This window comes from Komagataeibacter saccharivorans (genome assembly GCF_003207825.1).
Classification (GTDB): domain Bacteria; phylum Pseudomonadota; class Alphaproteobacteria; order Acetobacterales; family Acetobacteraceae; genus Komagataeibacter; species Komagataeibacter saccharivorans.
This window is the reverse complement of record NZ_NKTY01000001.1, coordinates 103472-127643: the sequence shown is the minus strand read 5'-3', so window position 1 is coordinate 127643 and position 24172 is coordinate 103472. Positions and strand designations below refer to the sequence as shown.

The 24172-nt window shown below is 62.8% G+C and carries 21 protein-coding genes; 16 read left to right on the top strand and 5 right to left on the bottom strand.

Annotated elements, in window-relative coordinates:
* The first annotated feature begins 44 nt into the window (after positions 1-44).
* From CFR79_RS00610 to CFR79_RS00560, 11 genes are all read left to right on the top strand, one after another.
* Positions 45-626: a chemotaxis protein CheW gene (locus CFR79_RS00610; protein WP_110546453.1), complete on the top strand. Its 582-nt coding sequence runs from the start codon at positions 45-47 to the stop codon at positions 624-626.
* Positions 623-1990: a CheR family methyltransferase gene (locus CFR79_RS00605; RefSeq protein ID WP_110546742.1), complete on the top strand. Its 1368-nt coding sequence runs from the start codon at positions 623-625 to the stop codon at positions 1988-1990. The genes CFR79_RS00610 and CFR79_RS00605 overlap by 4 nt, the downstream gene beginning before the upstream one ends.
* Positions 1990-2526, top strand: coding sequence for a chemotaxis protein CheW (locus CFR79_RS00600; RefSeq protein ID WP_110546451.1), 537 nt, complete (start codon positions 1990-1992; stop codon positions 2524-2526). The genes CFR79_RS00605 and CFR79_RS00600 overlap by 1 nt, the downstream gene beginning before the upstream one ends.
* A 6-nt stretch (positions 2527-2532) precedes the next feature.
* Positions 2533-4215, top strand: a complete 1683-nt coding sequence (locus CFR79_RS00595) for a methyl-accepting chemotaxis protein (RefSeq protein WP_102323246.1) — start codon at positions 2533-2535, stop codon at positions 4213-4215.
* 10 nt (positions 4216-4225) lie between these two features.
* Complete coding sequence (locus CFR79_RS00590) at positions 4226-6328, top strand: hybrid sensor histidine kinase/response regulator (protein WP_102323247.1); 2103 nt, start codon at positions 4226-4228, stop codon at positions 6326-6328.
* Positions 6325-7416: a chemotaxis-specific protein-glutamate methyltransferase CheB gene (cheB, locus tag CFR79_RS00585; protein WP_110546448.1), complete on the top strand. Its 1092-nt coding sequence runs from the start codon at positions 6325-6327 to the stop codon at positions 7414-7416. The genes CFR79_RS00590 and cheB overlap by 4 nt, the downstream gene beginning before the upstream one ends.
* Positions 7417-7426: 10 nt before the next feature.
* Complete coding sequence (locus CFR79_RS00580) at positions 7427-9331, top strand: response regulator (RefSeq protein ID WP_258373324.1); 1905 nt, start codon at positions 7427-7429, stop codon at positions 9329-9331.
* Positions 9328-11295: a response regulator gene (locus CFR79_RS00575; RefSeq protein ID WP_110546445.1), complete on the top strand. Its 1968-nt coding sequence runs from the start codon at positions 9328-9330 to the stop codon at positions 11293-11295. Before CFR79_RS00580 ends, CFR79_RS00575 begins: the two co-directional genes overlap by 4 nt.
* A 65-nt stretch (positions 11296-11360) precedes the next feature.
* A complete protein-coding gene (gene hslV, locus CFR79_RS00570) occupies positions 11361-11954 on the top strand; it encodes an ATP-dependent protease subunit HslV (RefSeq protein WP_110546740.1) in 594 nt (197 codons plus the stop codon).
* Complete coding sequence (gene hslU, locus CFR79_RS00565) at positions 11954-13267, top strand: ATP-dependent protease ATPase subunit HslU (protein ID WP_110546443.1); 1314 nt, start codon at positions 11954-11956, stop codon at positions 13265-13267. Before hslV ends, hslU begins: the two co-directional genes overlap by 1 nt.
* 102 nt (positions 13268-13369) lie before the next feature.
* The gene (locus CFR79_RS00560; RefSeq protein WP_174234152.1) at positions 13370-13816 is read left to right on the top strand and encodes a SufE family protein; all 447 of its coding nucleotides are present in this window, start codon (positions 13370-13372) and stop codon (positions 13814-13816) included.
* 49 nt (positions 13817-13865) lie between these two features.
* Here CFR79_RS00560 and CFR79_RS00555 read toward each other — a convergent pair whose 3' ends face one another.
* Complete coding sequence (locus CFR79_RS00555; RefSeq protein WP_102323252.1) at positions 13866-14075, bottom strand: heavy-metal-associated domain-containing protein; 210 nt, start codon at positions 14073-14075, stop codon at positions 13866-13868.
* Between the two features lie 1473 nt (positions 14076-15548).
* A complete protein-coding gene (hpnR, locus tag CFR79_RS00550) occupies positions 15549-17093 on the bottom strand; it encodes a hopanoid C-3 methylase HpnR (protein ID WP_102323253.1) in 1545 nt (514 codons plus the stop codon).
* A gap of 375 nt (positions 17094-17468) precedes the next feature.
* On the opposite strand from hpnR, the gene CFR79_RS00545 reads away from it, so the two are divergent.
* Complete coding sequence (locus CFR79_RS00545; protein ID WP_102323254.1) at positions 17469-17783, top strand: hypothetical protein; 315 nt, start codon at positions 17469-17471, stop codon at positions 17781-17783.
* A 24-nt stretch (positions 17784-17807) separates the two neighbouring features.
* Here CFR79_RS00545 and CFR79_RS00540 read toward each other — a convergent pair whose 3' ends face one another.
* Positions 17808-18368, bottom strand: coding sequence for an HNH endonuclease (locus tag CFR79_RS00540; protein ID WP_110546438.1), 561 nt, complete (start codon positions 18366-18368; stop codon positions 17808-17810).
* A gap of 226 nt (positions 18369-18594) precedes the next feature.
* Here CFR79_RS00540 and gluQRS point away from each other — a divergent pair, with 226 nt between their 5' ends.
* The 3 genes from gluQRS to CFR79_RS00525 all read left to right on the top strand — a co-directional run bounded on the left by gluQRS (position 18595) and on the right by CFR79_RS00525 (position 21978).
* Positions 18595-19473, top strand: a complete 879-nt coding sequence (gluQRS, locus tag CFR79_RS00535) for a tRNA glutamyl-Q(34) synthetase GluQRS (protein ID WP_102323256.1) — start codon at positions 18595-18597, stop codon at positions 19471-19473.
* A gap of 62 nt (positions 19474-19535) precedes the next feature.
* Positions 19536-20738 carry a pyridoxal phosphate-dependent aminotransferase gene (locus tag CFR79_RS00530; protein WP_165927289.1) on the top strand — a complete coding sequence of 401 codons (1203 nt, stop codon included), beginning with the start codon at positions 19536-19538 and terminating at the stop codon, positions 20736-20738.
* 10 nt (positions 20739-20748) lie between these two features.
* On the top strand, positions 20749-21978 hold the full coding sequence (locus CFR79_RS00525) for a pyridoxal phosphate-dependent aminotransferase (RefSeq protein WP_102324151.1): 1230 nt from the start codon (positions 20749-20751) through the stop codon (positions 21976-21978).
* A 10-nt stretch (positions 21979-21988) separates the two neighbouring features.
* Here the strand turns inward: CFR79_RS00525 and CFR79_RS00520 are convergent, their stop codons facing one another.
* Both CFR79_RS00520 and CFR79_RS00515 read right to left on the bottom strand, forming a co-directional pair.
* On the bottom strand, positions 21989-22468 hold the full coding sequence (locus tag CFR79_RS00520) for a hypothetical protein (protein WP_110546432.1): 480 nt from the start codon (positions 22466-22468) through the stop codon (positions 21989-21991).
* A 36-nt stretch (positions 22469-22504) separates the two neighbouring features.
* Positions 22505-23173 (bottom strand): hypothetical protein, encoded by a 669-nt coding sequence (locus CFR79_RS00515; RefSeq protein WP_110546430.1) that lies wholly within the window; start codon positions 23171-23173, stop codon positions 22505-22507.
* 412 nt (positions 23174-23585) lie between these two features.
* On the opposite strand from CFR79_RS00515, the gene CFR79_RS00510 reads away from it, so the two are divergent.
* Complete coding sequence (locus tag CFR79_RS00510) at positions 23586-24161, top strand: gluconokinase (RefSeq protein WP_102323259.1); 576 nt, start codon at positions 23586-23588, stop codon at positions 24159-24161.
* Positions 24162-24172: the final 11 nt, after the last annotated feature.

The following is a 24172-nucleotide window of genomic DNA, read 5'->3' as shown; positions in this document are numbered from 1 at the left end:
CTTCTGCCTTGTGCATATGGGAAACAGCAGGTTGCGGCACCGGCATGGATCACGCCAGAACACATAACGGCAGCGGGCAGGAACATGCCCGCGCCAATGCAGCGCCCGTCATGATCTTTCGGGTGGGCGCGCGGCAGTATGGGCTGCCTGCGGGGCTGGTGGTGCGTGAATGCATGCCGGTGCCTGAACTGCTGCCCATGGCAGTCATGCCGCCGCATGTATCGGGCTGGTTCCGGCTGGGGGCGGCAATGGTCGTGGTGCTGGATCTGGGCGTCCTGCTGGGGGAGCGGACGCAGGCGCTCAGCCAGCCGGTGGACCTGCTCTACCGCCCGCTGCTTCTGTGCAGCCTGCCCGGTGGCGGGCAGGTGGCGCTGCTGGTGGACATGGCGTGCGAGGTCGCGCACCCTGCAACCGTGTCGCCCGGCATGTTGGACGGCGGCCCGCAGGTCGCACATGCCACGGGGCAGGAACTGGAACTGAAGGATGGCAGTATTGCATTTATGCTGCATATGTCCGACATCCTGAGCCGGGATGAGCGCATGCGCCTTGATGACCTGATGGAACGCACGCGTGCCCGCGCCGCATTATGGGCGGCTGACGAAGGGGAAGGGGAATGCAGGCCATGACCGGATCGGTGGCCTTTCCGCCTGCGGGTTTCCGGCGGCTGGTCAGTGCCGTGACCCAGCGCACCGGGCTGCATTACTACGTGGACAAGACCGACCTGCTGAAACAGGCGGTGGGCGCGCGTATGCTTCTGCATGGCTGTGCCACGTGTCATGACTATCTCGCGCTCCTGTCCGATGGTGCGCGCGGGGATGCCGAATGGCAGGAACTGGAATCCGCCATCACGATCGGGGAAACATTCTTCTTCCGTTATGCCGAGCAGTTTCAGGCGCTTGAACATACCATCCTGCCACAACTGATCCGCAGGGCTGCCGCAACCCGCCATCTGCGGATATGGAGTGTCGGCTGCTCCAACGGGGCGGAACCCTATTCCATCGCCATCCTGCTGACCCGCCTTCTGGAAGAAGCGGGGATGGAGCCATGCGACTGGCATATCGAGATCCTTGGCACCGACATAAGCAGCCGTGCGCTGGAACAGGCCCGGCAGGCGGAATTCAGTGCATGGACCCTGCGCGACATTCCCCCCGCCCGGCGTCAGGGCTGGTTTACCCCCGTAACCCCGCGCACATGGCGGCTGCATGAGCGTTACCGCCGCATGGTCCGCTTCCGCTACAGCAACATCCTTGACCTGCTGCAGCCCGATTGCGGGCCTGCCGGTCCCTTCGATCTGATCCTGTGCCGCAATGTGCTGATCTATTTTGAACAGGCGCAGGTGGCGGCCCTGGTAAAAGCCATGGCCGGTCGGCTTGCGCCCGAAGGCTGGCTTCTGCAGGGGCATTCCGAACCGCTATGCGATTTCGCGCCGCTTCTTGAAACCGTGCGCCTGCCCGGCACGCTGGCTTTCCGCGTGCCGCCAGCGTGTGAACCGGCCCCGATGCCGCCAGCGCCTCCCGCCGTCCCCCGGCGCAGGCCGGTGTATGACGCGCCGCCCGCACAAAGCGTGGACAGCGCCGGCATCGCCGCCGAGATCAGGCGTGTGGCCGATAGCGGCCATGTCCGGCGCGGCATGCAGATGTGCCGTGACTATCTGGCGCGCAATCCCGTCGATGCCAGCATTCACTTCCTGTTCGCCGTGCTGGCATGGGGCGAAGGTTCCTGCCTGCAGGCGGAAGAATCGTTCCGCCGGGTCATCTATCTGTGCCGCAACCATGTCATGGCGCATTGCTACCTCGCCCGCCTGCTGGAAGAAGCCGGTGGGCGGGCGCAGGCGCGCAGGCTGCGCGAGCAGATGATCGCACTGGTGCGCCGCTGCCCGCCCGACACGATCCTGCCCGATGGGGGCGGACTGACCGCGGGCGGTCTGCTCCGGCTGGCGCAGCAGGTCGGTGACATGCCGGTGGCGCGGGATGCGCGGGTCTCCTCGTGATGGGGAATGACGGGGAGACGCAGCCCATCGGCCGGGACGATTTTGCCCGCCGCGTCATGCATGCCCGCGCGCGCAGCATGGCGGCGCGGGGCGGGGATGACCGGCATGCCATGGCGGCCCGACCGCTTGTCATGCTTGATCTGGCGGGGCAGGCGTGCGGGGTGGACCTGCATGCCGTGCTGCGCGTGACCGATCCGGTATGGAGCGATATGCCCCGTCGCCCGGACTGTCCCCCCGGCGTGCGGGGCGTGCATGGTTATCAGGGTGATCTGTATACCGTGTTCGACCTGTCGGTGCTGCTGGGTGGGGCGCGGCTGGAAAAGCCGGGCGTGATGCTGCTGCTGCGCTCGGTTTCCAGTATCCCGCTCGGTCGCATCGCCCTTCTGGCCACATCGGCGGCCGGTACGGTGGACGTGGCCGGAACGCCCGCGCCGCTGACCCCGTCCGGCTTTCCGCAGGTTGGCCTGCCCGACGGGCGCAGCCTGACGGTCATCGACCCCGCGCGCCTGTTTTCTTCCCGTTATGTCGGAGTGTGAAATCCCGTGACAATCGCCAATCGCCTGCTGTTCGGCTTCATGGTCGGTGTCCTGCTGCTGGTATCGCTGGGTATCTACGCGCTGGGGCAGATCCGGGAGGTGCGCGATGAAATGACCATCATCGTCACGCGCGACCTGTCGGTCTATCGTGAACTGACCCATATCCGTGCGAACGAAAACGATCTTGTCGCCCGGCGTCTCGCCATTCTGGCGCATTATTACGCGCGTGATTTCCAGACCGCGCCTGCCGTGCTGGAAGATGCCATTGCAAGCTGGGACGAAAAGGCGCGCGAGGAAGAAGGGCTGCTGGCAGGCGTGCTGTCACGCGCGGAAGAGGCCGGACGCCTTGCCCGCAGCGATGACCAGCGCGAGATGTTCAATACCGTAGCCAGCCAGCTACGTGATATTTCCAGCCAGTTCCAGATGGATACCCATGGCGCGGGGCTGCTGTTCCAGGCCATGCGGGCGACGAATGATGACAGCGTGCGCGAGCAGGCATCGCGCATCGACAGCCGCGAACAGTCGATCGACATGCTGGTCGGGCGGGCGGCGTCCCTGCTGGATCACGGGGTGCAGGTGGCGGAAACGCAGGGGGCGGCATCCTATGATTACAGCCGCCGTTCGCTTGCCATTGGCATGGGGGTCGCGGTTGTGGTGGCGCTGATCGTCACCTTCTGGACCCGCCGGTCGATCATGGAGCCTATATCATCCATCATGCATGTAATGGAACGTGTGGGGCAGGGCGACCTTGCCACCCGCGCCAAGGTTGGCGGCATGGGCGAGGAACGTGACGAGGTCGCGCGCCTTGCGGCGGGACTGAACCGGATGATCGACGGGCTGCGCGAAATCGCCCGGCAGAGCGGGGAAGTCACCCAGAACCTTGATGCCGCCGTGGCGGAGATCCGTGCATCCACCCAGCAGCAGGCCGCGAGTGTGGAAGAACAGTTCGCCGCCGTGCAGGAAACCGCCGCAACCGTGGATGAGATCACCCATTCCGGCGCTCAGATCAGCAAGCGCGCGCGGGAAGTGATTTCCTCGGCGGAGGTGATCGTCCACAGTTCAGCCAGCGGGCTGGAAGCGGTGGAGGAAACCGCCCGCGCCATGGCCCATACCCATGACGGGGCCGAAGCGGTGGCGTCGAACATCGTGGCGCTGTCCGAACGGACCGAGGCGATCAGTGAGATCATCGCCACCGTCAATGACCTGTCGGAGCGTTCGCACCTGCTCGCACTCAATGCCGCGATCGAGGCGGCTGCGGCGGGCGAGCATGGCCGCTCCTTCGCCGTGGTGGCGGCCGAGATGAAGATCCTCGCCGACCAGTCGCGCGATGCAACGCAGAACGTGCGCGCCATACTGGGCGACATCCAGCGCGGCATCAACACATCGGTCATGCTGACGGAAGAAGCGGTCAAGCGCGTCTCGGCGGGCAAGGAGCGGACCGACATCGCCTACCGCACCATCGAGCGCATGACCGGCGGGATCGAGGAAGGGGTCCACGCCTTCCAGCAGATCGTGGCGTCAACCAACCAGCAGCAGATCGGTATCGAGCAGGTCATGACCGCGCTGCAGAGCATCCGTCAGGCCAGCCAGCAGACATCGGCGGGCACCCGTAATCTGGAGGTGTCGGCCAGCAACCTTGGCAAGCTGTCCAAGCAGCTCCTGACCATTTCCGCGCGCTACCGGACCTGACGGCCGGGCCGTGGACAATCTCAGGGACGAACTGCTGGCGGTATTCGATGCGGAATACCGCGACCATCTCCGCGCCATACGGGGCATTGTGGCGGCGGGCTGTCCGGATGCGCGGGCGGTTGCGGAAATCTTCCGTCGTGTCCACTCCCTCAAGGGGGCGGCCCGCGCGGTGGAACTGCCGGTTGTCGAAGGCGTGGCCCATACGCTTGAAAACCGTCTTTCAACATTGCTGGCGGCGGGATCGCTGCCGGATGCTGCCGACCTGAAGGCCATAACCGACACGCTGGACGAAATCGACCTGCTCATGACCTCCGCCCCGCCGGATACGGATGTGGTGGAGGATGTTTCCGTGCAGGTGGACAATCCGGCCTATGTGCAGGTGCCGGTGGCGCGGCTCGATGCGCTGGCATCCGCCGTGCATGATCTCATGTCGGTGGCGGACCGGCATGAACGGTTGTGGGGGCAGGTCATGGACCTGCTGGCGGACCAGCGCGCGGTGATGCACGCGCCCGAACACATGCGCGCCGACCCGGTGGCCGAATTCGCCCGCATGACCCGCAGGCTCATGGCGGTGGGGCGCGAGCGCGAACTCATGGCCGGGCAGATCGACCGCGCGCTGCTGCGGCTGGGGGAGGAAGTGCATGCGGTAACCCTCGTGCCCGCCGAAAGCGTGTTCGGTTCGCTTGCGGCCATGGCGCGGCGTATCGCGCGCGAACATGGCGGCCCGGAAGCCGGTGTGGAAGTGCACATGTCGGGCATGGGGGTGCAGACCGAACGCCGGGTGATGCAGGCGCTGCGCGATCCGGTCATCCACCTGGTGCGCAACGCCATTGTCCACGGGCATGAAACCCGTGCCCAGCGGCTGAAGGCGGGCAAGTCGGAACGGCTCAACATCACCATTTCCGTCACCCTGACCGGGGTGCGGCTGCAGGTTGCGGTCAGTGATGACGGGCGCGGCCCGGACCTGCGCGCCATTGCCGCGCGGGCGGCGGGGCAGGGGCTGGTCCATGCCGATGCGCCGCTGGATGCGCGGCAGTTGCTGGCGCGCGTGTTCGAGCCGGGATTTTCCACGCGCGGACAGGCGGACAGTCTGGCCGGGCGCGGGGTCGGCCTGTCGGTCGTGGCCGAGGCGGCGCGCGCACTGCACGGCACCGTGCGCATGGAACAGCGCCAGCCCGCGGGCACGACCGTAACCCTGACCGTGCCGGTATCCCAGCGGCAGCGCACCGTGCTGCTGGTGGAAAACGCAGGCCAGACGCTGGGTCTGCCCGGTCGGGTCATACGGCACCTGCTGCGCATAAGGCGCGAGGAAATCCGCATGCTCAACGGCATGCCGTTCGGCGTGGTGCCCCATCCCCCCGATGGAACCCGCCCCGAGATCGCCCCCCCTGCGGAGGAGGAACTGGTGGCGCTGGTCCCCCTCCACGCCTTTGTGGGGGATGAGGATGCCGCCCTGCCGGTCCGTGACGGCGCGGTCAGCGTGGCGGTGATGGAAGTCGATGGCGTGCGCTGCGGGTTCGCGGTGGAACGGATGCTGGATGTGCGCACCCTGCTGGTATCCGATGCGACCGCCGTGGGGCTGGACAGTGAACTGGTGCCCGGTATTGCGTGGGCACGCGACGACCAGCCGGTTTTCGTCCTCAGTCCCGACCGGCTTTTCGCGCGCTGGCGGCTGCGCGGCAATGCCGGTGTCGTACGCTTCAGCGATGTGGACAGCGCCGCGCCCATCGTGCCCGTGCGTCATGCGCCGCTGGTGATGGTGGTGGATGATTCGATCACGACCCGGACATTGCAGAAAACGATCCTTCAGTCCCACGGTTACGATGTCTGTCTGGCTGTCGACGGGGAGGAGGCGCTTGCCCTGCTCCAGCAGTCCTCGCGGCATGTCGATGTGGTGGTGACCGATGTTGAAATGCCGCGCATGGACGGGTTTGGGCTACTGGCGGCCATGCAGGCCGATCCGCATCTGGCGGGCATTCCGGTGGTGCTGATGACATCGCGCGATGATGGCGATGACGTGCGCCGTGGCATGGAAGGGGGCGCGCGGGCCTATCTGACCAAGCAGAAATTCGATCAGGGCGAACTGATCGACACCATCAGGGGCCTGTTGTGAGCACCATCACGGACCAGCGCCCCCGCCGGGTGCTGGTTGTCGAGGATTCGGCGGTGCTGCGCCACCTGCTGACGCGCGTGGTCGCGGGCGATCCCCGGCTTGAACTGCTCGAAGCCGTGGAAACGGCGGAGGAGGCGCTGCGGCTTGTCCCGCTCCTGCGGCCGGACGTGATTTCGATGGATATCTGCCTGCCGGGCATGGACGGGCTGGAAGCCACCCGCCAGATCATGGCGCATTTCCCTACACCCATCGTCATTGTCAGCGATACGGTGGGTGGGGAAGCCACGCGGATATCCATGAACGCACTGCGGTCGGGAGCACTGGCGGTGATCGAGAAACCGCAGGGCCTGTGCGGCGCCGCAGGGGGGACGGGCGCGCATGCGATCGCGACCCAGCTTTATATCATGAGCCAGGTGCCGGTCATCCGGCGCAGGCTGCTACAGGCCGAACCCTTCCGGCATAAGGGCATGTGGACGCGCCCGCTTGATATCCGCCCGCGGATTCTTGCCCTTGCCGCCTCTACCGGCGGGCCGACCGCCTTTGCGCGCGTGCTGGGCGACCTGCCCGCCGATTTCGGGCTGCCGGTCGTGCTGGTGCAGCATATGGGCCACGCCTTCATGGAAGGGTTCGCGCAATGGCTGGACCAGCAGGTGGCCCTGCCGGTCACGCTGGCGCGGCACGGGATGCCACTGGAACGCGGTCGCGTTCTGGTGGCGCCGGGCGACCAGCACATGACGCTGGGCACGCGCGGCGAGATCGTGCTGCATGATGGCGCCCGCATACAGGGGCAGCGCCCTTCGGCGGACGTGCTGTTTTCTTCCGTGGCACAGGTCTTTGGCTCCGATGGTCTGGGCGTGCTGCTGACCGGCATGGGGGAAGACGGCGTGGAAGGGCTGGGCCGCATCCGCGCCCGCGGCGGCTATACGGTGGTGGAAGACCGCAGCACGGCGGTCATCCATGGCATGCCCGGTGCGGCGGAACGCGCGGGTGCGGCCTGCATCAGCCTGCCGGTGCATGAGATCAGCCCCCATATCATGAGGATTATGGCCGGTGGCCAGACCCTTGCCGACAGCCCCCTGAAAGGATGACCGCACGCTGATGCCCCTGACGAACGGAGAGGATCACCCCGACACGCTGCTGCTGGTCGAGGATTCGGACACGCAGGCCCTGCGCATCCGCCGCATGCTGGAAGGTCACGGCTTTCACGTCCATCGCGTGGCCAGCGGGGAGGCGGCGCTGGATACCCTTGATGAGGGTCTGCCCGGTCTGGTGATCGCGGACTATCACCTCCCCGGCATGAATGGCGGCCAGCTTGCCCGCCAGCTTCGCATGAATGCCGTAACGCGCACGATCCCTGTCCTGATCCTGACCGAAGGGATCGAGCCGGGGCTTGAGCGCGAGGGACTGGAAAGCGGGGCGGATGCGTATATCCCCAAATCATCCGATCCGGCGCTGATCGTCTTTCGTATCCGCGCGCTGCTGCGCGAACACGCAGCCCATACCCCCACACTGCGGCCGGAGCGGGTCTTCCGCCGCGCGCGTATCATGGTGATCGCACCCGAACCCGCGCGGCAGCAGGCGGTGCCCGAACTGATCGGGCAGTTGCGGCGTGACGGGCATATCGTGACCCTGTGTCATGATCCCGCCCTGCTGGACCCGTCCGTGCTGCATGACCCTGAACATGTGCCCGACTGTGTGGTGATCGACCTTGCATGCCGGGAATTCGACGGGCTTGAAGTCTGTCGCAGGCTGGATGAATGGCGGCAGGAGGATCTGCTGTCGGGCAATGTGCCGCTGCGCATACTGGGCGTGGATGGCGCGGCGCGCCCCGATGCGCGGGAATTCGCGGCCCGTGTGTTCGAGGCGGGGATAGATGATCTCGTCTCACGCGATGTGGGGCCTGCCGCGCTGGCGTTGCGTATCCGCGTTCTGGTGCGGCGCAAGCTGCTGCAGGATGACGTGCGCCGGATCGAGACGGAACGTCAGGCGCGTGAAATCGCGGTCAAGAGCGCACGCGCGGAAGCCGCCGCCATCGCGTCCAAGGCATCGCTGGCCGAAGCGCTGGAACAGGCCAACCGTGAACTGGCCGATGCCAACCACAAGCTGATCGAGACACAGGCCAAGCTGGTGCAGACCGCCAAGATGGCCTCGCTGGGTGAACTGGTGGCGGGTATTGCACATGAAATCAACAACCCGCTGGCCTTCATCCTTGCCCACAAGGATACCGTGGCCAGGGGGCTGGATCGCGTGCTGGGGATGGAAGCCGCATGCACTGACCCCGCGCATGAGGCGCGCGAGACCGTCCTGACCAAATGCCGCGACCGGATGGGGTCCATGAACATGGGGTTGCGGCGTATCCAGAACCTCGTGCTGAACCTGCGCAAATTTTCCCGGCTGGATGAAGGGCTGTTCCAGTTGATCGACGTGCCGGAAGCACTGGAAACGGTGATGGCGCTGCTGACCCAGAAACTGGGCAGCGGGATCGTGGTCCGGCGGCGGTATGAAGCGCCGGAGCGGCTGTACTGTCAGGCGGCGCTGCTCAATCAGGTCATCATGAATATTATCAGCAATGCGGCGGATGCAATTCTTGCGGCCCAGCCTGATGATATGTCGACAAGAAGCGGCATCGCGGAAGGGGAAATCGATATCCATACATTCCTGACGCATAACGGGGAGGGACAGGACAGCTACGTCTTTGTCATCACCGATAGCGGCCCCGGTATTCCGCCCGATGTGCAGGAACGTATTTTCGAGCCGTTTTTTACAACCAAGCCGGTGGGGGCCGGAACCGGGCTGGGGCTGGCCATCGCCTACAGCGTGGTGCAGGCCCATCATGGCAGCCTGTCGGTCGGCACGGCCCCGCAGGGTGGCGCGCGGTTTACCATTTCCGTGCCGTGGAACGCGGGGCCGGGTGGTGAAAGCCTGCCACCGGCCCAGTCCCCCGCAGGGGCCGGATACCTGGCGCGCAATGAACCCCCGCAGCACGGAGGTGCAGATCAATGAATACCGATTCCACGGTACAGGCGCGTCCTGTCGTCCTGCTGGTGGATGACGAGGCGGAAATCCTTGTCGCCCTGACCGACCTGCTGGAAGACGCCTTTACCGTCGTGTCCACCACATCCCCTGCCAGGGCGCTGGAGATCCTGTCCACCCGCAATGATGTGGACGTGATCGTATCCGACCAGCGCATGCCCGAAATGGGCGGGGACGTGATGCTGGCCCGCGCGCGTGAAAAATGTGATGCGCAGGCGATCCTGCTGACGGGCTATGCCGATATCGGCGCCGTGGCGGCGGCCCTGAATCAGGGGCGTATCTCGTTCTATTCGCACAAGCCATGGGACCCCGACGCCCTGCGCGCCATGATCGTGCAGGCGGCGGACTACCACCGGCTGGAACGTGAACTGCGCACCGAACGCAGGCTGCTGCACGGGCTGCTGGACAACCTGCGTTCCGGTCTGGGCTTCAAGGACGCGCAGGGACGCTTCATCCGCATCAACCAGCAGGCCGCCGATTTCTATGGCCGCGACATCGCATCCTGTCTGGGCCGGACGGAAGCGGAACTGTGTGACGCGGAACTGCTGCCGGTTATCCAGGCGGCGGAAGAACGCCTGCATACCGAAGGACGGGATGAGGAAACCCTCGAACTGCCCGCCCATATCCGTGGTGGCGCGCAGGGCCGGTGGCGGGAAATCACCCGCGTCGTGCTGGGGGCGCTGGGTGATGGCACGGCGTGTTCCGTCGTCATCAACCGTGACGTAACCCGCCAGCAGGAAATGGCCGCCCGGCTGCGGCAGGCGGAAAAGATGCAGGCGCTGGGAACGCTGGCCGGTGGCATCGCACATGATTTCAACAACCTGCTGACCGCCGTGCTGGGTTCGCTTGAACTGGTGCGCGACATGGGGCCAGAAACGGGGCCGATGGCGCGGCTGCTGGACAATGCCTCCGCCGCGGCACAGCGCGGTGCGTCCCTTACGCGGCGGCTGCTCAATTTCAGCCGCCCGCGTGACCTGAGTCTGGAACCGGTGGACGTCAATGCCCTGCTGCATGGCATGAACGACCTGCTGGCCCAGACCGTCATATCCCGGCAGGGCAAGGGTGGTGGGGTGCCCTGTACCATCGTGGTCGATACGGGCGCGTCCGAAGGCGGGTTGCCGCCGGTCAATACCGATGCCGGCCAGCTTGAACTGGCGGTGCTCAACCTTTGCATCAACGCTGTGGACGCGATGCCCGAAGGCGGCATGATCCGGGTATCCACGGCGTTGAAGCGGGTGAAGGAAATCGTGGCGGGCACCAATCTGGTGCCGGGCGATTATGTCATGGTCTCGGTTACGGATCAGGGTATTGGCATGTCGCCCGAAACGCTGGCCCGCGTGTTCGAGCCCTTTTTCACCACCAAGGATGTGGGGCGCGGCACCGGGCTGGGCCTGTCGATGATCTATGGTTTCATCCGGCATGTGGGTGGCGAGGTGCAGGTCCGCAGCAGGCCGGGCGAGGGGACGCGCGTTGACCTGTGCCTGCCAGTGCCTGCGGGCGCGGTGGAAGCCTTGCCTGCGGGTGCGGGCACGCCCGCCGCAACGGGTGGAGCCACGACCGGGCGGCCGCTGCATGTCATGGTGGTGGATGATGAACCGGGCGTGCGGGCGGTGACGGCGGGTTTCCTGCGCGCGCGCGGGCATGACGTGGTGGAATATGGCAGTGGTGCCGCCGCCGTGCAGGCCATGGAACAGGGGCTGGAACCGGTTGATCTGGTCATCATGGATGTGATGATGCCGGGCATGGGCGGACTGGAAACGGCGCATCGCCTTCAGGCGCTACGACCGGGCCTGCGGGTCCTGTACCTGACCGGCTACGCCAATGCGGGTGCGCTGCCCGCGGGTAGCGCCGATGTCATGCACAAGCCCTTCACCCGCGCGGACCTGGCCACCCATATCGACCGTATCATGAACCGTGCCCCGCAGGGGGCATAGCAGGGCGGGGGTGATGTCCGTGCTGCCCCCTTGTGCTGGCGGAAGAAGGTTTTATCTCTATTACCATGCAAGATCATCATTCATCTCCCCATGACCCGGTCGGGTGGCATGGTACGACCATTCTGTGTGTCCGGCGTGAAGGCCAGGTGGCCATGGCCGGCGATGGACAGGTGACGCTGGGCGCCACCGTCATCAAGGGTAACGCCCGCAAGGTCCGCCGCATCGGTCCCACCGGGCAGATACTGGCAGGTTTCGCGGGTGCGACCGCTGATGCCTTCACCCTGCTCGAACGGTTGGAAAACAAGCTTGAACGTTATCCCAACCAGCTTGAACGCGCCTGTGTGGAACTGGCCAAGGACTGGCGGACGGACCGCTACCTGCGTCGGCTTGAGGCGATGATGGCGGTGGCGGATGCCGAACATTCCTATACCCTGACCGGCAATGGCGACGTGCTGGAGCCGGAAGACGGGATCATCGCCATCGGTTCGGGCGGCAATTACGCCCTGTCCGCCGCGCGTGCCCTGCTGGGGATTGATGGGCTGTCAGCGGTTGATATCGCACGGCGGTCCATGAAGATCGCAGGTGATATCTGTGTCTACACCAACCATTCCGTCATTGTGGAAACACTGGGTGCGGGCGCGCAGGATGGAGCGGCGTAATGGACATTCCCAATCATTCCCCGCGTGAGATCGTATCCGAACTCGACCGCTACATTATCGGGCAGGGCGACGCGAAGCGCGCCGTGGCCATCGCGTTGCGTAACCGGTGGCGCCGTGCGCAGCTTACCGATGCGATGCGTGACGAGGTCGTGCCCAAAAACATCCTCATGATCGGTCCGACGGGCTGCGGCAAGACCGAGATCGCACGCCGTCTGGCCAAGCTGGCGCAGGCCCCGTTCCTGAAGGTCGAGGCCACCAAGTTTACCGAAGTCGGCTATGTCGGGCGCGACGTGGAAAGCATCGTGCGTGATCTGGTCGAGGTTTCGATCAACATGCTGCGCGACCTGCGGCGCAAGGATGTGGAAGCGAAAGCCGAACTGGCTGCTGAAAATATCCTGCTTGATGCCTTGGTGGGCGAAGGGGCCTCGGCCGATACAAAGAACAAGTTCCGGCGTATGCTGCGTAATGGGGAGCTTGAAAACAAGGAAGTCGAGATCTCGATCGCCGAGGGCGGAAATCCCGCGCAGGCGGACATGCCGAACATGACGCCGGGCACCGTCATCAACTTTTCCGACATGATGAAGGGCTTCATGAACCGCATGCCGCAGCAGCGGCGCATGACGGTGGCAGCCGCGCGCATCGCCCTGATCCGGCAGGAAGCGGACAAGATGCTCGACACCGACGCCCTGACGCGTGAGGCGGTGGCCCACGCGCAGGATCATGGCATCGTGTTCCTTGATGAAATCGACAAGGTCTGCGCCCGTTCTGCGGAAGGGGGCGCGCGTGGTGGCGATGTCTCGCGTGAAGGGGTGCAGCGCGATCTGCTGCCGCTGATCGAAGGGACAACCGTTTCCACCAAATACGGGCCGGTGCGCACGGATCATATCCTGTTCATTGCATCAGGGGCGTTCCATATCGCCAAGCCGTCCGACCTGCTGCCCGAACTGCAGGGGCGGTTGCCGATCCGCGTGGAACTTGCATCGCTTACGCGCGACGACCTGCGCCGTATCCTGACGGAGCCCGAACACTCCCTGCTTCAGCAGTATATCGCCCTGCTGGGGACGGAACAGCTCACCCTGACCTTTACCGATGATGCGATCGGGGCACTGGCGGAACTGGCGGCTGATATCAATGAACGGGTGGAGAATATTGGCGCGCGGCGGCTCGCTACCGTTCTGGAACGCCTGCTGGAAGATGTATCCTTCACTGCCGCCGACCGCGCCGGACAGAATGTGGAGATTACCGCAGCCGATGTGCAGGAAAAGGTGGCCCCGCTGGCCCGCAAGGGTGATCTGAGCCGCTTTATCCTGTAACAGGCCGGGACTGGAGCCTGCGCAGGGGCCGTGCCTGAAGGCGCGGCCTTTTGCACGTTGACCGATATCCGCCCAACCGGGCCGCGCGTAACAGGAAAGATGATGACCGACCCCTTCGTGAAGCCAGAGGACGATACCGCCGCAGATGCCATTGCCGAGATCGGTGATGAACTGGCCCTGTTCGATGACTGGATGCAGCGTTACCAGTATATTATCGAACTGGGCCGCAAGCTGCCGCCTTTTCCCGCCGAATGGCAGGATGACGCCCATCGCGTGCCGGGATGTCAGAGCCAGGTCTGGATGGAAGTCCAGCCAAAGGATGGCGTCCTGTATCTGGCCGGGACATCGGATGCGGCCATCGTATCCGGTCTGGTGGCGCTGCTGCTGCGGGTTTATTCCGGTCGCAGCCGCGATGAAATCCTGAATACGGACCCGAAATTCCTGCGCGATCTTGGGCTGGTGCAGGCATTGTCCACCAACCGGGGCAATGGCGTGGAAGCCATGGCGAAAGCCATTCGCAAGGCCGCCGCCGCACTGCCGGTGGAATAATCAGGTCAAGGGTGGGGCAGGCACAGATGGCCTGCCCACCACGTCTGCCTTATGGGGAGACGTCAAATCCCGCATCTTCAACCGCCGAGATCAGGTCGGCAGGATTGGTGCTGCGGCCATCGAAGGTGACACGGGCGGTGCCCTGTTCCAGCGAGACATCCGCCATCGCCACGCCCTCCACGCCTTCCAGCGCGCGCACCACGTTGGCGACGCAGCCATCGCAGGTCATGCCGCTTATGTGCAGTGTTAACGTTTCCATTATCTGGCTACCTTTTTTTCTGTGTTGCCAATCATAATGTGCGCATGTGACCGGGCAACGCAAAAGCGGTTTACGCGCAAGGAAGCCCCGCAAATATCCCGTATGGCGGGACTGGGGACGATGGGTAACTGTGTTCCCCGTAGACGTGACCGACAGAGGGAACACCTCAGGCCGAGGCTGCGGCGTGTATCCCCGTTCGTCCATATGGTGGTGGTCAGTCAGTGGCTTGCTGTCCCGCTCCCTGCTCTGCGCCGAAAACGTGTGTAAGAAGGAGAAGGTGCGTAGAGTCTCGTTCACGGATGTATTTTATTATCGCTCCTGATGTTAATAAAAACAGCCCATTAGGTAGGAGAAGGCCCTGATTCCACTTTCTGCCACCAGCATTGCGGACGGACAGTTGCGATGGTGCTGTTTCGTTATGGGTGTCCTGTCTGGTCCTGACGGCGAGATGGAAGCTGCAAATCGCAGCAGATCAGGTCCGTGGCGAGGTTGGTATAGGCTGTTCCCGCCTGATCGAAGTGTTTCGTGGCATGTGAATATGAATACGACAGACCGGCAATCGTTTTGGCGCTCTCGTAATTCCCGGCAGGGAGAAGAGGATGTGGCGTAGTGCGGATGGCGGATGGCGGATGATATAAGATGAAAAAAGCCTGCCACACCTTCAGTCCAGTGTTTCCGTTGCCCATAGGGCACGAAATCATACCACGGCATTTCAGACTGCTCGTTTCAACATAATCACGGGTTGCATTCCTTTCAGGGGGAGGCGATCAACCATTTTACATAATGGGGCGTCCGTGCGGGTGACGCCTTGAACCTTTCTCGCAGCACTGCGTCATGGCCGGGTCACCGCACCCTGCGGTTTTCGACGGGGGTCGCAATCAACGAGCGCTGCTTCCAGGCCCGTATCGAGCAGTTTCGGCTTCCAACGCTCAGGGTTGGAGGTCTCGTCATGCTGGAAACAGTTTCGGCAGTCACAAGGGCGATGCTGCTCGCAAGGTAACCCGTACCGTCAGCGCGAGGGTGATCTTTCTGCCGCCCTTACAGTTCGACCTCAGTCCGATCGAACAGGTATTCGCCAGACCTGCTGCGCAAGGCGGCAGGGCGATCCGTTGAGACGGCATGGAAATGTATGGGTTCACTCCTCAAAAACTCAGGATATGTCTCCACCTGACTACATAATGGTCTAGGGAGAAGCGCATGCAACTGTCGCGCTATGACATAATATAACGCGGGGCAGGGCGGGGAAGGTGGTAAAGGTTCGTCGTCGGTTGTAGGCGACTCCCTCCGAAAAACCGTCTCCTGAGGTATTGTCCGCAATGACGGTGAACCCGGCATACTCAATTTCTTCGGGGTATTGGCCATACATGCCCGGTCCTGCCGATTCCCGTTATGTGGCTCCTGCAAAGGAAAAGGGCCAGTGCGTATGGCACTGGCCCTTTTCGTGGTCGTGAATATGGTTCTGCAGGCAGTCGGTCAGTCAACCGTGCTCATGCGGGTTTCATCGACAAACTTTTCAGTGTCATCGTCCAGCTTGCGCGATTTGCGACCGGCAGGCCCATGCACATACAGTGTCTTGCGATCAATCTTCTGGTCGCTGCCCTGGGGCTTGAGTGGCATTTCGTATTCCGGCTTCTGCGCGTGGTCCGCCATCTGCAGGTCGGGATTGAAGACCGAATTGAACTTCCAGATCATGGTCAGGAAGTTGGTCTGTCCACGCAGCGCCAGACGCAGGGCGATACCCAGCGTATCCTTGATCGCGCTCCATCCCAGATGCTTGTTGTTCAGGATCTGCTGGGTCTTGACCAGTTCCTCGTAGAATTCACGAAGCGGCAGGGTGGTGGGCATGACGGCATGCTGGATGTCGAACAGGCGGTAGTCGCGTGTCGTCAGCTTGCGGGACTCGCTTTCCCAGATTTCGGTGCCGGGGTAGGGAGTCGTGACGGAAATATTCACGATATCGGGAATTTCCAGGCACCACTGGCGAATGACCTCGAAGCGTTCGCGGTCCCACGACGGATCGGCAATCAGGTTGATCGCAACGATCAGGTCCAGTGACCGGGCGTAGTCCAGCGCCTCGAAATTGCGGTCCATCGACACGCGCTTGCGGAAACGCTTCAGCCCTTCGGCATCCACCGCTTCCAGCCCGATGAAGATGTAGCTCAGACCGATTTCTTTCCAGACCGCGAACACTTCCTTGTTGCGCAGCAGAACGTCCGCGCGGGTTTCAAGGTAATATTCCTTCTTGATGTTGCGGCGCTTCACCTCTTCGGCGATGGCAAGGCCGTGTTCGGCATGCACGAAGGCCACGTCATCCACGATGAAGATGCCGGGTTCCTTGATTTCCTGCAGTTCCTCCCCGATCACCTTGGCGCTCGCGGTGCGGTAGGAGCGGCCGTAGAAGGTCCATGCACTACAGAACGTGCAGTCCCACGGGCAGCCGCGGGCGAATTCGATGGAAGCGGCGGGATCGAGCGTGCCGATGAAGTACTTGCGGCGGTGACGCAGCAGGTCACGTGCGGGACGGACCTCATCAAGGGATTCGACAAAGATCGGTGGCGGGCCTTCGCCGTCCATCGTCACCACGCCGGGCACCGTTGTCAGGTCCTTGCCCTGTTCCCATGCCTCGAGCAGCAGGCCGACCGTCGCATCCCCTTCGCCCTTGAGGACGCAGTTGACCGCGCCATCCGACAGCGCCAGCACGTCGCGCGCGATGAACGAGATGGAGTGACCGCCAAGGAACAGCAGCACGTTGGGCAGGCGCCGGCGTGTTTCCTTGCACAGGTCGATGATTTCAGGAACGTTTGCCAGATAATTGCCGGAAAAGCAGACGGCATGGGGGCGGAATTTTTCGATCCGTTCCCAGTAATCGGCATGTTTTTCGACCTGCAGGTCGATGATGTCTACCTCATGTCCCTTGTTGCGCGCGGCACCGGCAACCAGTTCAAGCCCCAGCGGTTCAAGACGCAGGAAGACCTTCGTGTACATGAGTGAGCTTGGATGGACGGCCAGTAATCTCATTCTTTTACCTCAGGCATCGATGGGGACAGGGGCGACAGGCATACGCAATCATGGAACAAATTTACAGCCATGCGAGCATGTATTTGTAATTCTTATATATCGCACTCGATTTAAAAAAAATCAGAATAACGAGTGAGGGTGACAATATAACCGCCATCTGTCATCCAGTTCACGGTAATATCACCTATGCAGTCAGATAATACCTATGCATCCTGCATGGTATTTCCTGTCTGGCATGCTTCTTTTTCATGCCCGGCACTCAGGGTAGGGCACCTATGCATTCAGGGCGATGCAGCGACGGCAGTGTCGTCTTGTCCCCTATCGCGGACCGCACTTTCGTGGCAGTGTCGGCACCGCTTAAGCGACGGGGTCGAAATGAAGCTGAACATTGTGGAAAAACTGTCCGCTCGGCTCGGGCTGATGGCATGCGGTCTGGTTGTGCTGGGCGGATGCACCGCCGAAATCGGGCGTATGCCTTATGACAGCGATGTAAAGTGCCTGCGCCAGCAGATGGGTTCCGCCGTGCAACTGAGTTTTCCCATCGCCGCCAATACCTGCCAGCGTATGAGCGACCACAACTTCATCTTCGGGTCGAAGAAGCACCCGGCCCACCCGCTGCCGCTTAACCTGCGCGGCGCGCCGGACCTTCAGAAGCTGGCGGATGAATACGATTACAGCTACACAAAATAGCGTGTGCGCCGCGAACGGGCGGCGTCAGTTTTCCAGTTCGGTATCCCAGTAAAGATAGTCGCGCCAGCTTTCATGCAGATAGTTCGGCGGGAAAGCCCGTCCGTTTTCCTGCAATCTGCGGCTGGAAGGGCGTGCAGGGGTGCGGCTGGGATACATGCGGATCTGGTGTGGCATGTACGATCCCTTGATCAGGTTGCACGGGCTGCATGCGGTCACGACGTTTTCCCAGCTTGTGCGCCCGCCCTTGCTGCGTGGAATGACGTGGTCGAATGTCAGTTCCTGTGTGGGGAAGCGGGTATTGCAGTACTGGCAGGAAAAGTTGTCGCGCAGGAAGACATTGAAGCGGGTGAAGGCAGGCTTGCGTGCGGCGGGAATATAGTCCTTCAGCGCAATCACGCTGGGCAGGCGCAGACTCCGGGTAGGGGAGCGGACGACGGTGTCGTATTCACTCAGTACCGATACGCGGTCCAGCCAGACGGCGCGGATGGCATCCTGCCATGACCACAGGGAAAGCGGGAAATAGGACAGTGGCCTGAAATCGGCATTCAGGACCAGGGCAGGCAAGTATTGACTGTCACAGGGCACGGACGCATTCCTTTCCGAATGCCGCCGCACGATACGCAGGCGTACTCTGCTATGTTCCGAAGCGAACGCCTGTGATGTGCGTCGTCGTCAGGTAACTGTTGAATCTATTGCAGACCCTGCATGGTGTGGCAAGACATGGCGGAACAGCCGTATGGTTCCCGTCATCGTGCTTCTGGAACGCGCAACAGGAACAATTTTTCCCTACACGCCTGTTATTGATTGAATAATGACAGAAATTACCCGTTTTGCCCCCAGTCCCACGGGCCATCTGCACCTTGGCCATGTCGCATCCGCCCTGGCGGGCTGGCGTGCGGCTACGGAGTCGGGTGGTCGCTTCGTGCTGCGGGTGGAAGATATCGACACGGTACGGTGTCGGCCCGAGTTCATTGCGGACCTGTATGCGGATCTGGACTGGCTTGGCCTGTCATGGCCGCAGCCCGTGCGGCGTCAGTCCCTGCATATGGATGACTATCGCCGCGTGCTGGATGCGCTGGACGCGAACGGGCTGCTTTATCCCTGTTTCTGTACGCGGCGCGATATTGCGGAAGCCGCCAGCGCACCGCACCGTGCGCCCGATGGCACCATGGTCTATCCCGGCACCTGCCGCCACATGGACCCGGGCCGCCGTGCCGAACTGCTAGCGGCAGGAATGCCTTATGCCCTGCGGCTGGATATGACGCGCGCACTGCAATGGCCCGGTGCGACCGCCCTGACATGGCATGAAATGGGCCGTGGCCCACAGCCCTGCCAGCCGCAGCACTTTGGGGACGTGGTGCTGGCGCGCAAGGACGTGCCTGCTTCCTATCATCTGTGTGTCACCCATGACGATGCGCTGCAGGGGATAACACTTGTCACGCGCGGGGCGGACCTGATGGCGGCCACGGCGCTGCACCGCCTGCTGCAGCACATCATGGGGTGGCCCGCGCCGCGTTACCGCCATCACCCGCTGTTGTGCGATGCCAGTGGCAGGCGGCTGGCCAAGCGTGACGGGGCGGTATCCGTCCGCGCCATGCGCGCGGCGGGCTGGACACCGGCGCAGGTATGCGCCGCAGCCGGGACGCCGGATCACATATCTGCTGTTTCCTCCGCACCGGGTTCGCACTAGGCTACGCGACCGTTGCCCGGCATCGTGCCGGATGTCTTTCACTGTTTATGGATCTCGATATCATGGATCTCACCGCCGCCCGGCTGGACCGGATCAGCCCCAGCCAGACGATCGCCATTTCAACCAAGGCGCGTGCGCTCAAGGCGGCAGGGAAGGATATTATCAGCCTTTCCGCCGGTGAGCCGGATTTCGACACGCCGGATACGATCAAGCAGGCGGCCATACGCGCCATTGCAGCGGGTGAGACCAAATATACCGATGTGGCCGGGACACCCGCGCTGCGCCGGGCCATTGCCGAACGTTTCCGTGCCGATAGCGGGCTGGATTACACATGGGACGAGGTGATCGTTTCCAACGGCGGCAAGCAGATCATCTATAACGCCATGGTGGCGACCATCAATCCGGGTGATGAAGCCATCATCCCGGCACCATGCTGGGTATCGTATCCCGATATCGTATCGCTGGCCGAAGGCACGCCGGTCATCGTGCCGTGCAGCGCGGAAAACGGCTTCAAGCTCCAGCCTGCCGAACTGGAGGCCGCCATCACGCCGCGCACGAAATGGCTCCTGCTCAACTCCCCCAACAACCCGACAGGCGCCGCCTATTCCGCCGAGGAAATGCGCGGCCTGTGCGATGTGCTGCTGCGCCATCCGCAGGTGTGGATCCTGACGGACGATATCTACAACAAGCTGGTTTATGACGGCTTCCGCGCCCCCACGGTGGTGGAGGTCGAACCGCGGCTGCGCGACCGGACCGTGACCATGAACGGCGTGTCGAAGGCCTATGCCATGACGGGCTGGCGTATCGGCTATTCCGCGGCCCCGGTGCAACTGACCCGTGCAATGAACAAATTGCAGAGCCAGTCCACATCCGGTCCCGGTTCCATCAGCCAGGCTGCCGCTGTCGAGGCGCTGACGGGGCCGCAGGACTTCATCGCCACCATGGTTGCGACCTATCAGGCGCGGCGGGATCTTGTCGTCGGCATGCTGAACGGGGCGAAGGGCCTGCACTGTGCCGTGCCGGAAGGGGCGTTTTATGTATTCCCCTCAATGGTTGGCTGTATGGGCAAGACCAGTGCTGGCGGCACGCTGATCGATACGGACGAGGCCTTCGTGACTGCCCTTCTGGATGAGGAAGGCGTGGCCGCCGTGCATGGCAGCGCGTTCATGTTCGCGGGGCATTTCCGTATTTCATACGCCACCGATACCGAAAGCCTGAAGGAAGCCTGCCTGCGTATCCAGCGCTTCTGCGCGGCGCTGCGCTAGAATGGGCGTGATGGACAAGGGCGGGGACACCGCCCATCCGCTGTTCGCGCAGCGTATGGACCGTCTGGGCGTGCCGGCAACCATCGCCATGGCGCAGCGCGCGCGTACCCTGCGCGCACAGGGGGAGAAAGTGCTCTCCCTCGCCTTGGGGGAGCCGGATTTCGCGACCCCTGCCGCCGTGATCGAGGCTGCCCACCGTGCGGCGCTCGACGGACAGACAAAATATCCGCCCGTGGATGGCACGCCCGCGCTCAAGGCAGCAATTGCCCGCAAATTCGCGCGCGAAAACGCGCTGGAATACGCGCCTGCCGAAATTATGGTGTCCAATGGCGGCAAGCAGGTCATTTTCAATGCCTTCATGGCGACCGTGCAGCCGGGGGACGAAGTGGTCATTCCCCGGCCGTACTGGGTCAGCTATCCGCTGATCGTGCAGATATTCGGGGGCACGCCGGTCTATGCCGACTGCCACGAAGCCGATGGTTTCCGGCTGACGGCGGCGGCCCTTGAGGCCGCGATCACTCCGCGCACAAAATGGCTTGTCCTCAACTTCCCCAACAATCCAACCGGTGGCACGATGGGGCGGGCGGATCTTGAAGCCATAGCCGAGGTGCTGCGGCGGCATCCGCATGTCCATGTGCTGTCGGACGAAATATATGAACACCTGATCTATGACGGTCAGCGCCACGTCTCGCTTGCCGCCGTTGCCCCCGACCTGAAGGGCCGTATCCTGACACTTAACGGCGTGTCGAAAGCCTATGCCATGACAGGCTGGCGCGTGGGTTACGTGGGCGGTCCCGTACCCCTTATCCGCGCCATGACGGCCATTCAGGGCAGTGCGACATCAGGGATCTGTTCCATAAGTCAGGCCGCCGCCGCCGCCGCCCTTGACGGGCCGCCGGATATTATCGCGCAGATGTGCGCGGTATATGACCGTCGGCGCAAGCTGGTTGTGTCCACCCTGCGGAACATACCGGGGCTGACCTGTGCCATGCCGCACGGGGCGTTTTATGCCTATCCGGGTATTGCGGCCTGCATGGGGCGCACGACTGCTGGGGGGCAGTTGCTGAAAACGGATGAGGATTTTGCCATCGCCCTGCTGAACGAGCAGCATGTGGCTCTGGTGCATGGCAGCGCCTTCGGGCAGGGGCCTTATCTGCGCCTGTCCTATGCCACCAGTGATGATATCCTCAGGGAAGCCTGCGCACGGATTGCGCGGCTGGTTGACGGACTGACCGGATAACCGGGCAAGCCTAGTCCGGGTCGGGCGTGGGGGGGCAGAGCAGGAAGACCCCCTCCGTCACGATGGCGGGCAGGAGCGGTGTGCCCAGCGGCAGGCCGGACAGGATGATGGCCCCGACAGAGGCAAGGCAGGCCCCCATGTAGCCGGTGCGGCCACCCAGCCGTTCAGCAATGACAAACAGGAAAACTGCCACCAGTTCCAGCACGGCCGCCGCGACCAGCCGCCATGGATGCATCTGTGTCTGCATGCCCATGTCGGACAGCAGGCGCAGCAATGCGGGGGACTGTCCCACCGGGTTGCCCAGTCCGAACATGAAGGAAAAGGGCAGGATCAGTACGCCCAGTATGTCACGCAGCAGGTTTACCAGCCCGCTGACCAGCGGTAGCAGTATTTCTATTGCCAGACTGGCGCTGGTGCAGGCCGCGACAATGACGAGGCCGACCTGCCGCTGGCGTGCCGCCGCGTTCTGTCGCGGTTGATTACTGTCCATATGCGCTGGGTACCGGCTGTGTCGAAAGGCAGGGTGTTAGCGCAGCCACCATTTGACGGGTTCCGGCTCGTCCTGTTCGGTTTCTTGCGTCATGGCGGGGGCCGGAGCCGGGGTGGGTGCCGGGCGTGCCTCTGCGGTGCGCTGCCGGCTTTTCTGGCGGCTCAGTTCTTCACGCAACTGGGCGATTTCTTCGCGTGCCGTGTACAGTTCGGCGCGCAGGGCCAGCATTTCCGCATCACGGGTCGCCAGCTTTTCCTTGTGTTCGGCGGCGATGACATCGGCATGGCCGATGCGGGTGGTCAGGGAACGGATCTGGGCCTGCGCTTCCGACAGGCGCAGTTCCGCCTGTTCGCGCAGCTTAAGCTCAAACTGGACCTTGTGGCGCAGATGGTCGGTTTCGCTCCGGTCTTCCTGCTGGGCGTGCATGACACGCGGCGTGGCGCGGCCCGTTACCAGCGACTGGTGTTCGACCCGGACTTCGCCATCCTGCACGAACTTGCGGCGGCGCTGCGTGGGGTCGGCCTGGCGCGGGGGACGCTGCTTGGCCTGGGCGGGTTTGTTGCCGCCGCCCGCATTGCGGGGCGCGGGCTTGCCTTTGCCCAGTCGCTCAAGCGCCTGCCGGAATGCAGATTCGTTTACTTCTTCTCGGTGGGAATTCTGGTCTTCTTCCTTCGGGAAGGAAAGAAAATCGTTATAAGATGACACAGCGGAACTCTCGATAACTCAATGCACCATGAAGAATGTGACTGAAATCGCATTTTAGGAAACTATTCCTAATGCCGATATTCCAATGGTGCCCGTTTTTTGGTAATTCTGTTTGTATAATTCATTTTCATAAGGGAACGCAAGGGTATAAATAAGATTACAATAATCGGATGCTCCAGTTGTTGTTACATAATATTTTTTTAAATAAACTATCTGTGCGTATCCTGTCGCATCCGGGAACGATAAATAGATTTGCCCGTTGTGGTTGAAAATATTTTCACTCCCTTTGTAATGACGGAAGTGGCACGCTCTGTATTGGCAGGCATGGTCATGACCGGCACTTGCATTAGACCTGTCCCGTGGTCCAGATAAGGGCCGATGATTTTCCCCGATAATATCCGGCAGATACGGAATGTGTGACGTTAGTCAGAATATGGATACGGTTTCCCTCTCACGCAGGCTCAGGCAGGCAGGGCGTCCCTGTGTACTGATCGTCATGGGGGTGTCCGGCTGTGGCAAGAGCACGGTCGCCCACCTTATTGCCGAGCGTCTGGGCTGGCCGGTCATCGAAGGCGACGACCTGCACACGGAAAACAACATAGATCTCATGAGCCGTGGCATTCCGTTGACGGATGCGGACCGCGCGCCCTGGCTTGACCGGATCGCGGATCAGGTCAAGGCATGGGGCGCCCAGCGGCAGTGCGGCATCGTGACGTGTTCATCCCTGAAGCGGGAATACCGTGAGCGTATCGCAAATGGCAGTCAGGATGTGTGTTTTGTCTACCTCAAGGGTAGCAAGGAAGACATCGCGCCGCGCCTGCAGCAGCGCACCGGCCACTTCATGCCCGCAACCATGCTCGACAGCCAGTTCGAGACGCTGGAAGAGCCGGACATGCATGAGGAAGTGGTGATGGCGCTCGACGTTACCGCCCCGCAGGAACATCTGGCTGAACAGGCCTGCGCCCATCTGGCCCAACTGCCTGCGTAAAACGGATGTAG

Excerpts from the sequence above, each read along its gene's own strand:
- CFR79_RS00610 (WP_110546453.1), top strand. The coding sequence starts at position 45 with ATGGATCACGCCAGAACACATAACGGCAGCGGGCAGGAACATGCCCGC.
- CFR79_RS00605 (WP_110546742.1), top strand. The coding sequence starts at position 623 with ATGACCGGATCGGTGGCCTTTCCGCCTGCGGGTTTCCGGCGGCTGGTC.
- CFR79_RS00600 (WP_110546451.1), top strand. The coding sequence starts at position 1,990 with ATGGGGAATGACGGGGAGACGCAGCCCATCGGCCGGGACGATTTTGCC.
- CFR79_RS00580 (WP_258373324.1), top strand. The coding sequence starts at position 7,427 with ATGCCCCTGACGAACGGAGAGGATCACCCCGACACGCTGCTGCTGGTC.
- CFR79_RS00575 (WP_110546445.1), top strand. The coding sequence starts at position 9,328 with ATGAATACCGATTCCACGGTACAGGCGCGTCCTGTCGTCCTGCTGGTG.
- hslV (WP_110546740.1), top strand. The coding sequence starts at position 11,361 with ATGCAAGATCATCATTCATCTCCCCATGACCCGGTCGGGTGGCATGGT.
- hslU (WP_110546443.1), top strand. The coding sequence starts at position 11,954 with ATGGACATTCCCAATCATTCCCCGCGTGAGATCGTATCCGAACTCGAC.
- CFR79_RS00560 (WP_174234152.1), top strand. The coding sequence starts at position 13,370 with ATGACCGACCCCTTCGTGAAGCCAGAGGACGATACCGCCGCAGATGCC.
- CFR79_RS00555 (WP_102323252.1), bottom strand. The coding sequence starts at position 14,075 with ATGGAAACGTTAACACTGCACATAAGCGGCATGACCTGCGATGGCTGC.
- hpnR (WP_102323253.1), bottom strand. The coding sequence starts at position 17,093 with ATGAGATTACTGGCCGTCCATCCAAGCTCACTCATGTACACGAAGGTC.
- CFR79_RS00545 (WP_102323254.1), top strand. The coding sequence starts at position 17,469 with ATGAAGCTGAACATTGTGGAAAAACTGTCCGCTCGGCTCGGGCTGATG.
- gluQRS (WP_102323256.1), top strand. The coding sequence starts at position 18,595 with ATGACAGAAATTACCCGTTTTGCCCCCAGTCCCACGGGCCATCTGCAC.
- CFR79_RS00530 (WP_165927289.1), top strand. The coding sequence starts at position 19,536 with ATGGATCTCACCGCCGCCCGGCTGGACCGGATCAGCCCCAGCCAGACG.
- CFR79_RS00525 (WP_102324151.1), top strand. The coding sequence starts at position 20,749 with ATGGACAAGGGCGGGGACACCGCCCATCCGCTGTTCGCGCAGCGTATG.
- CFR79_RS00520 (WP_110546432.1), bottom strand. The coding sequence starts at position 22,468 with ATGGACAGTAATCAACCGCGACAGAACGCGGCGGCACGCCAGCGGCAG.
- CFR79_RS00510 (WP_102323259.1), top strand. The coding sequence starts at position 23,586 with ATGTGTGACGTTAGTCAGAATATGGATACGGTTTCCCTCTCACGCAGG.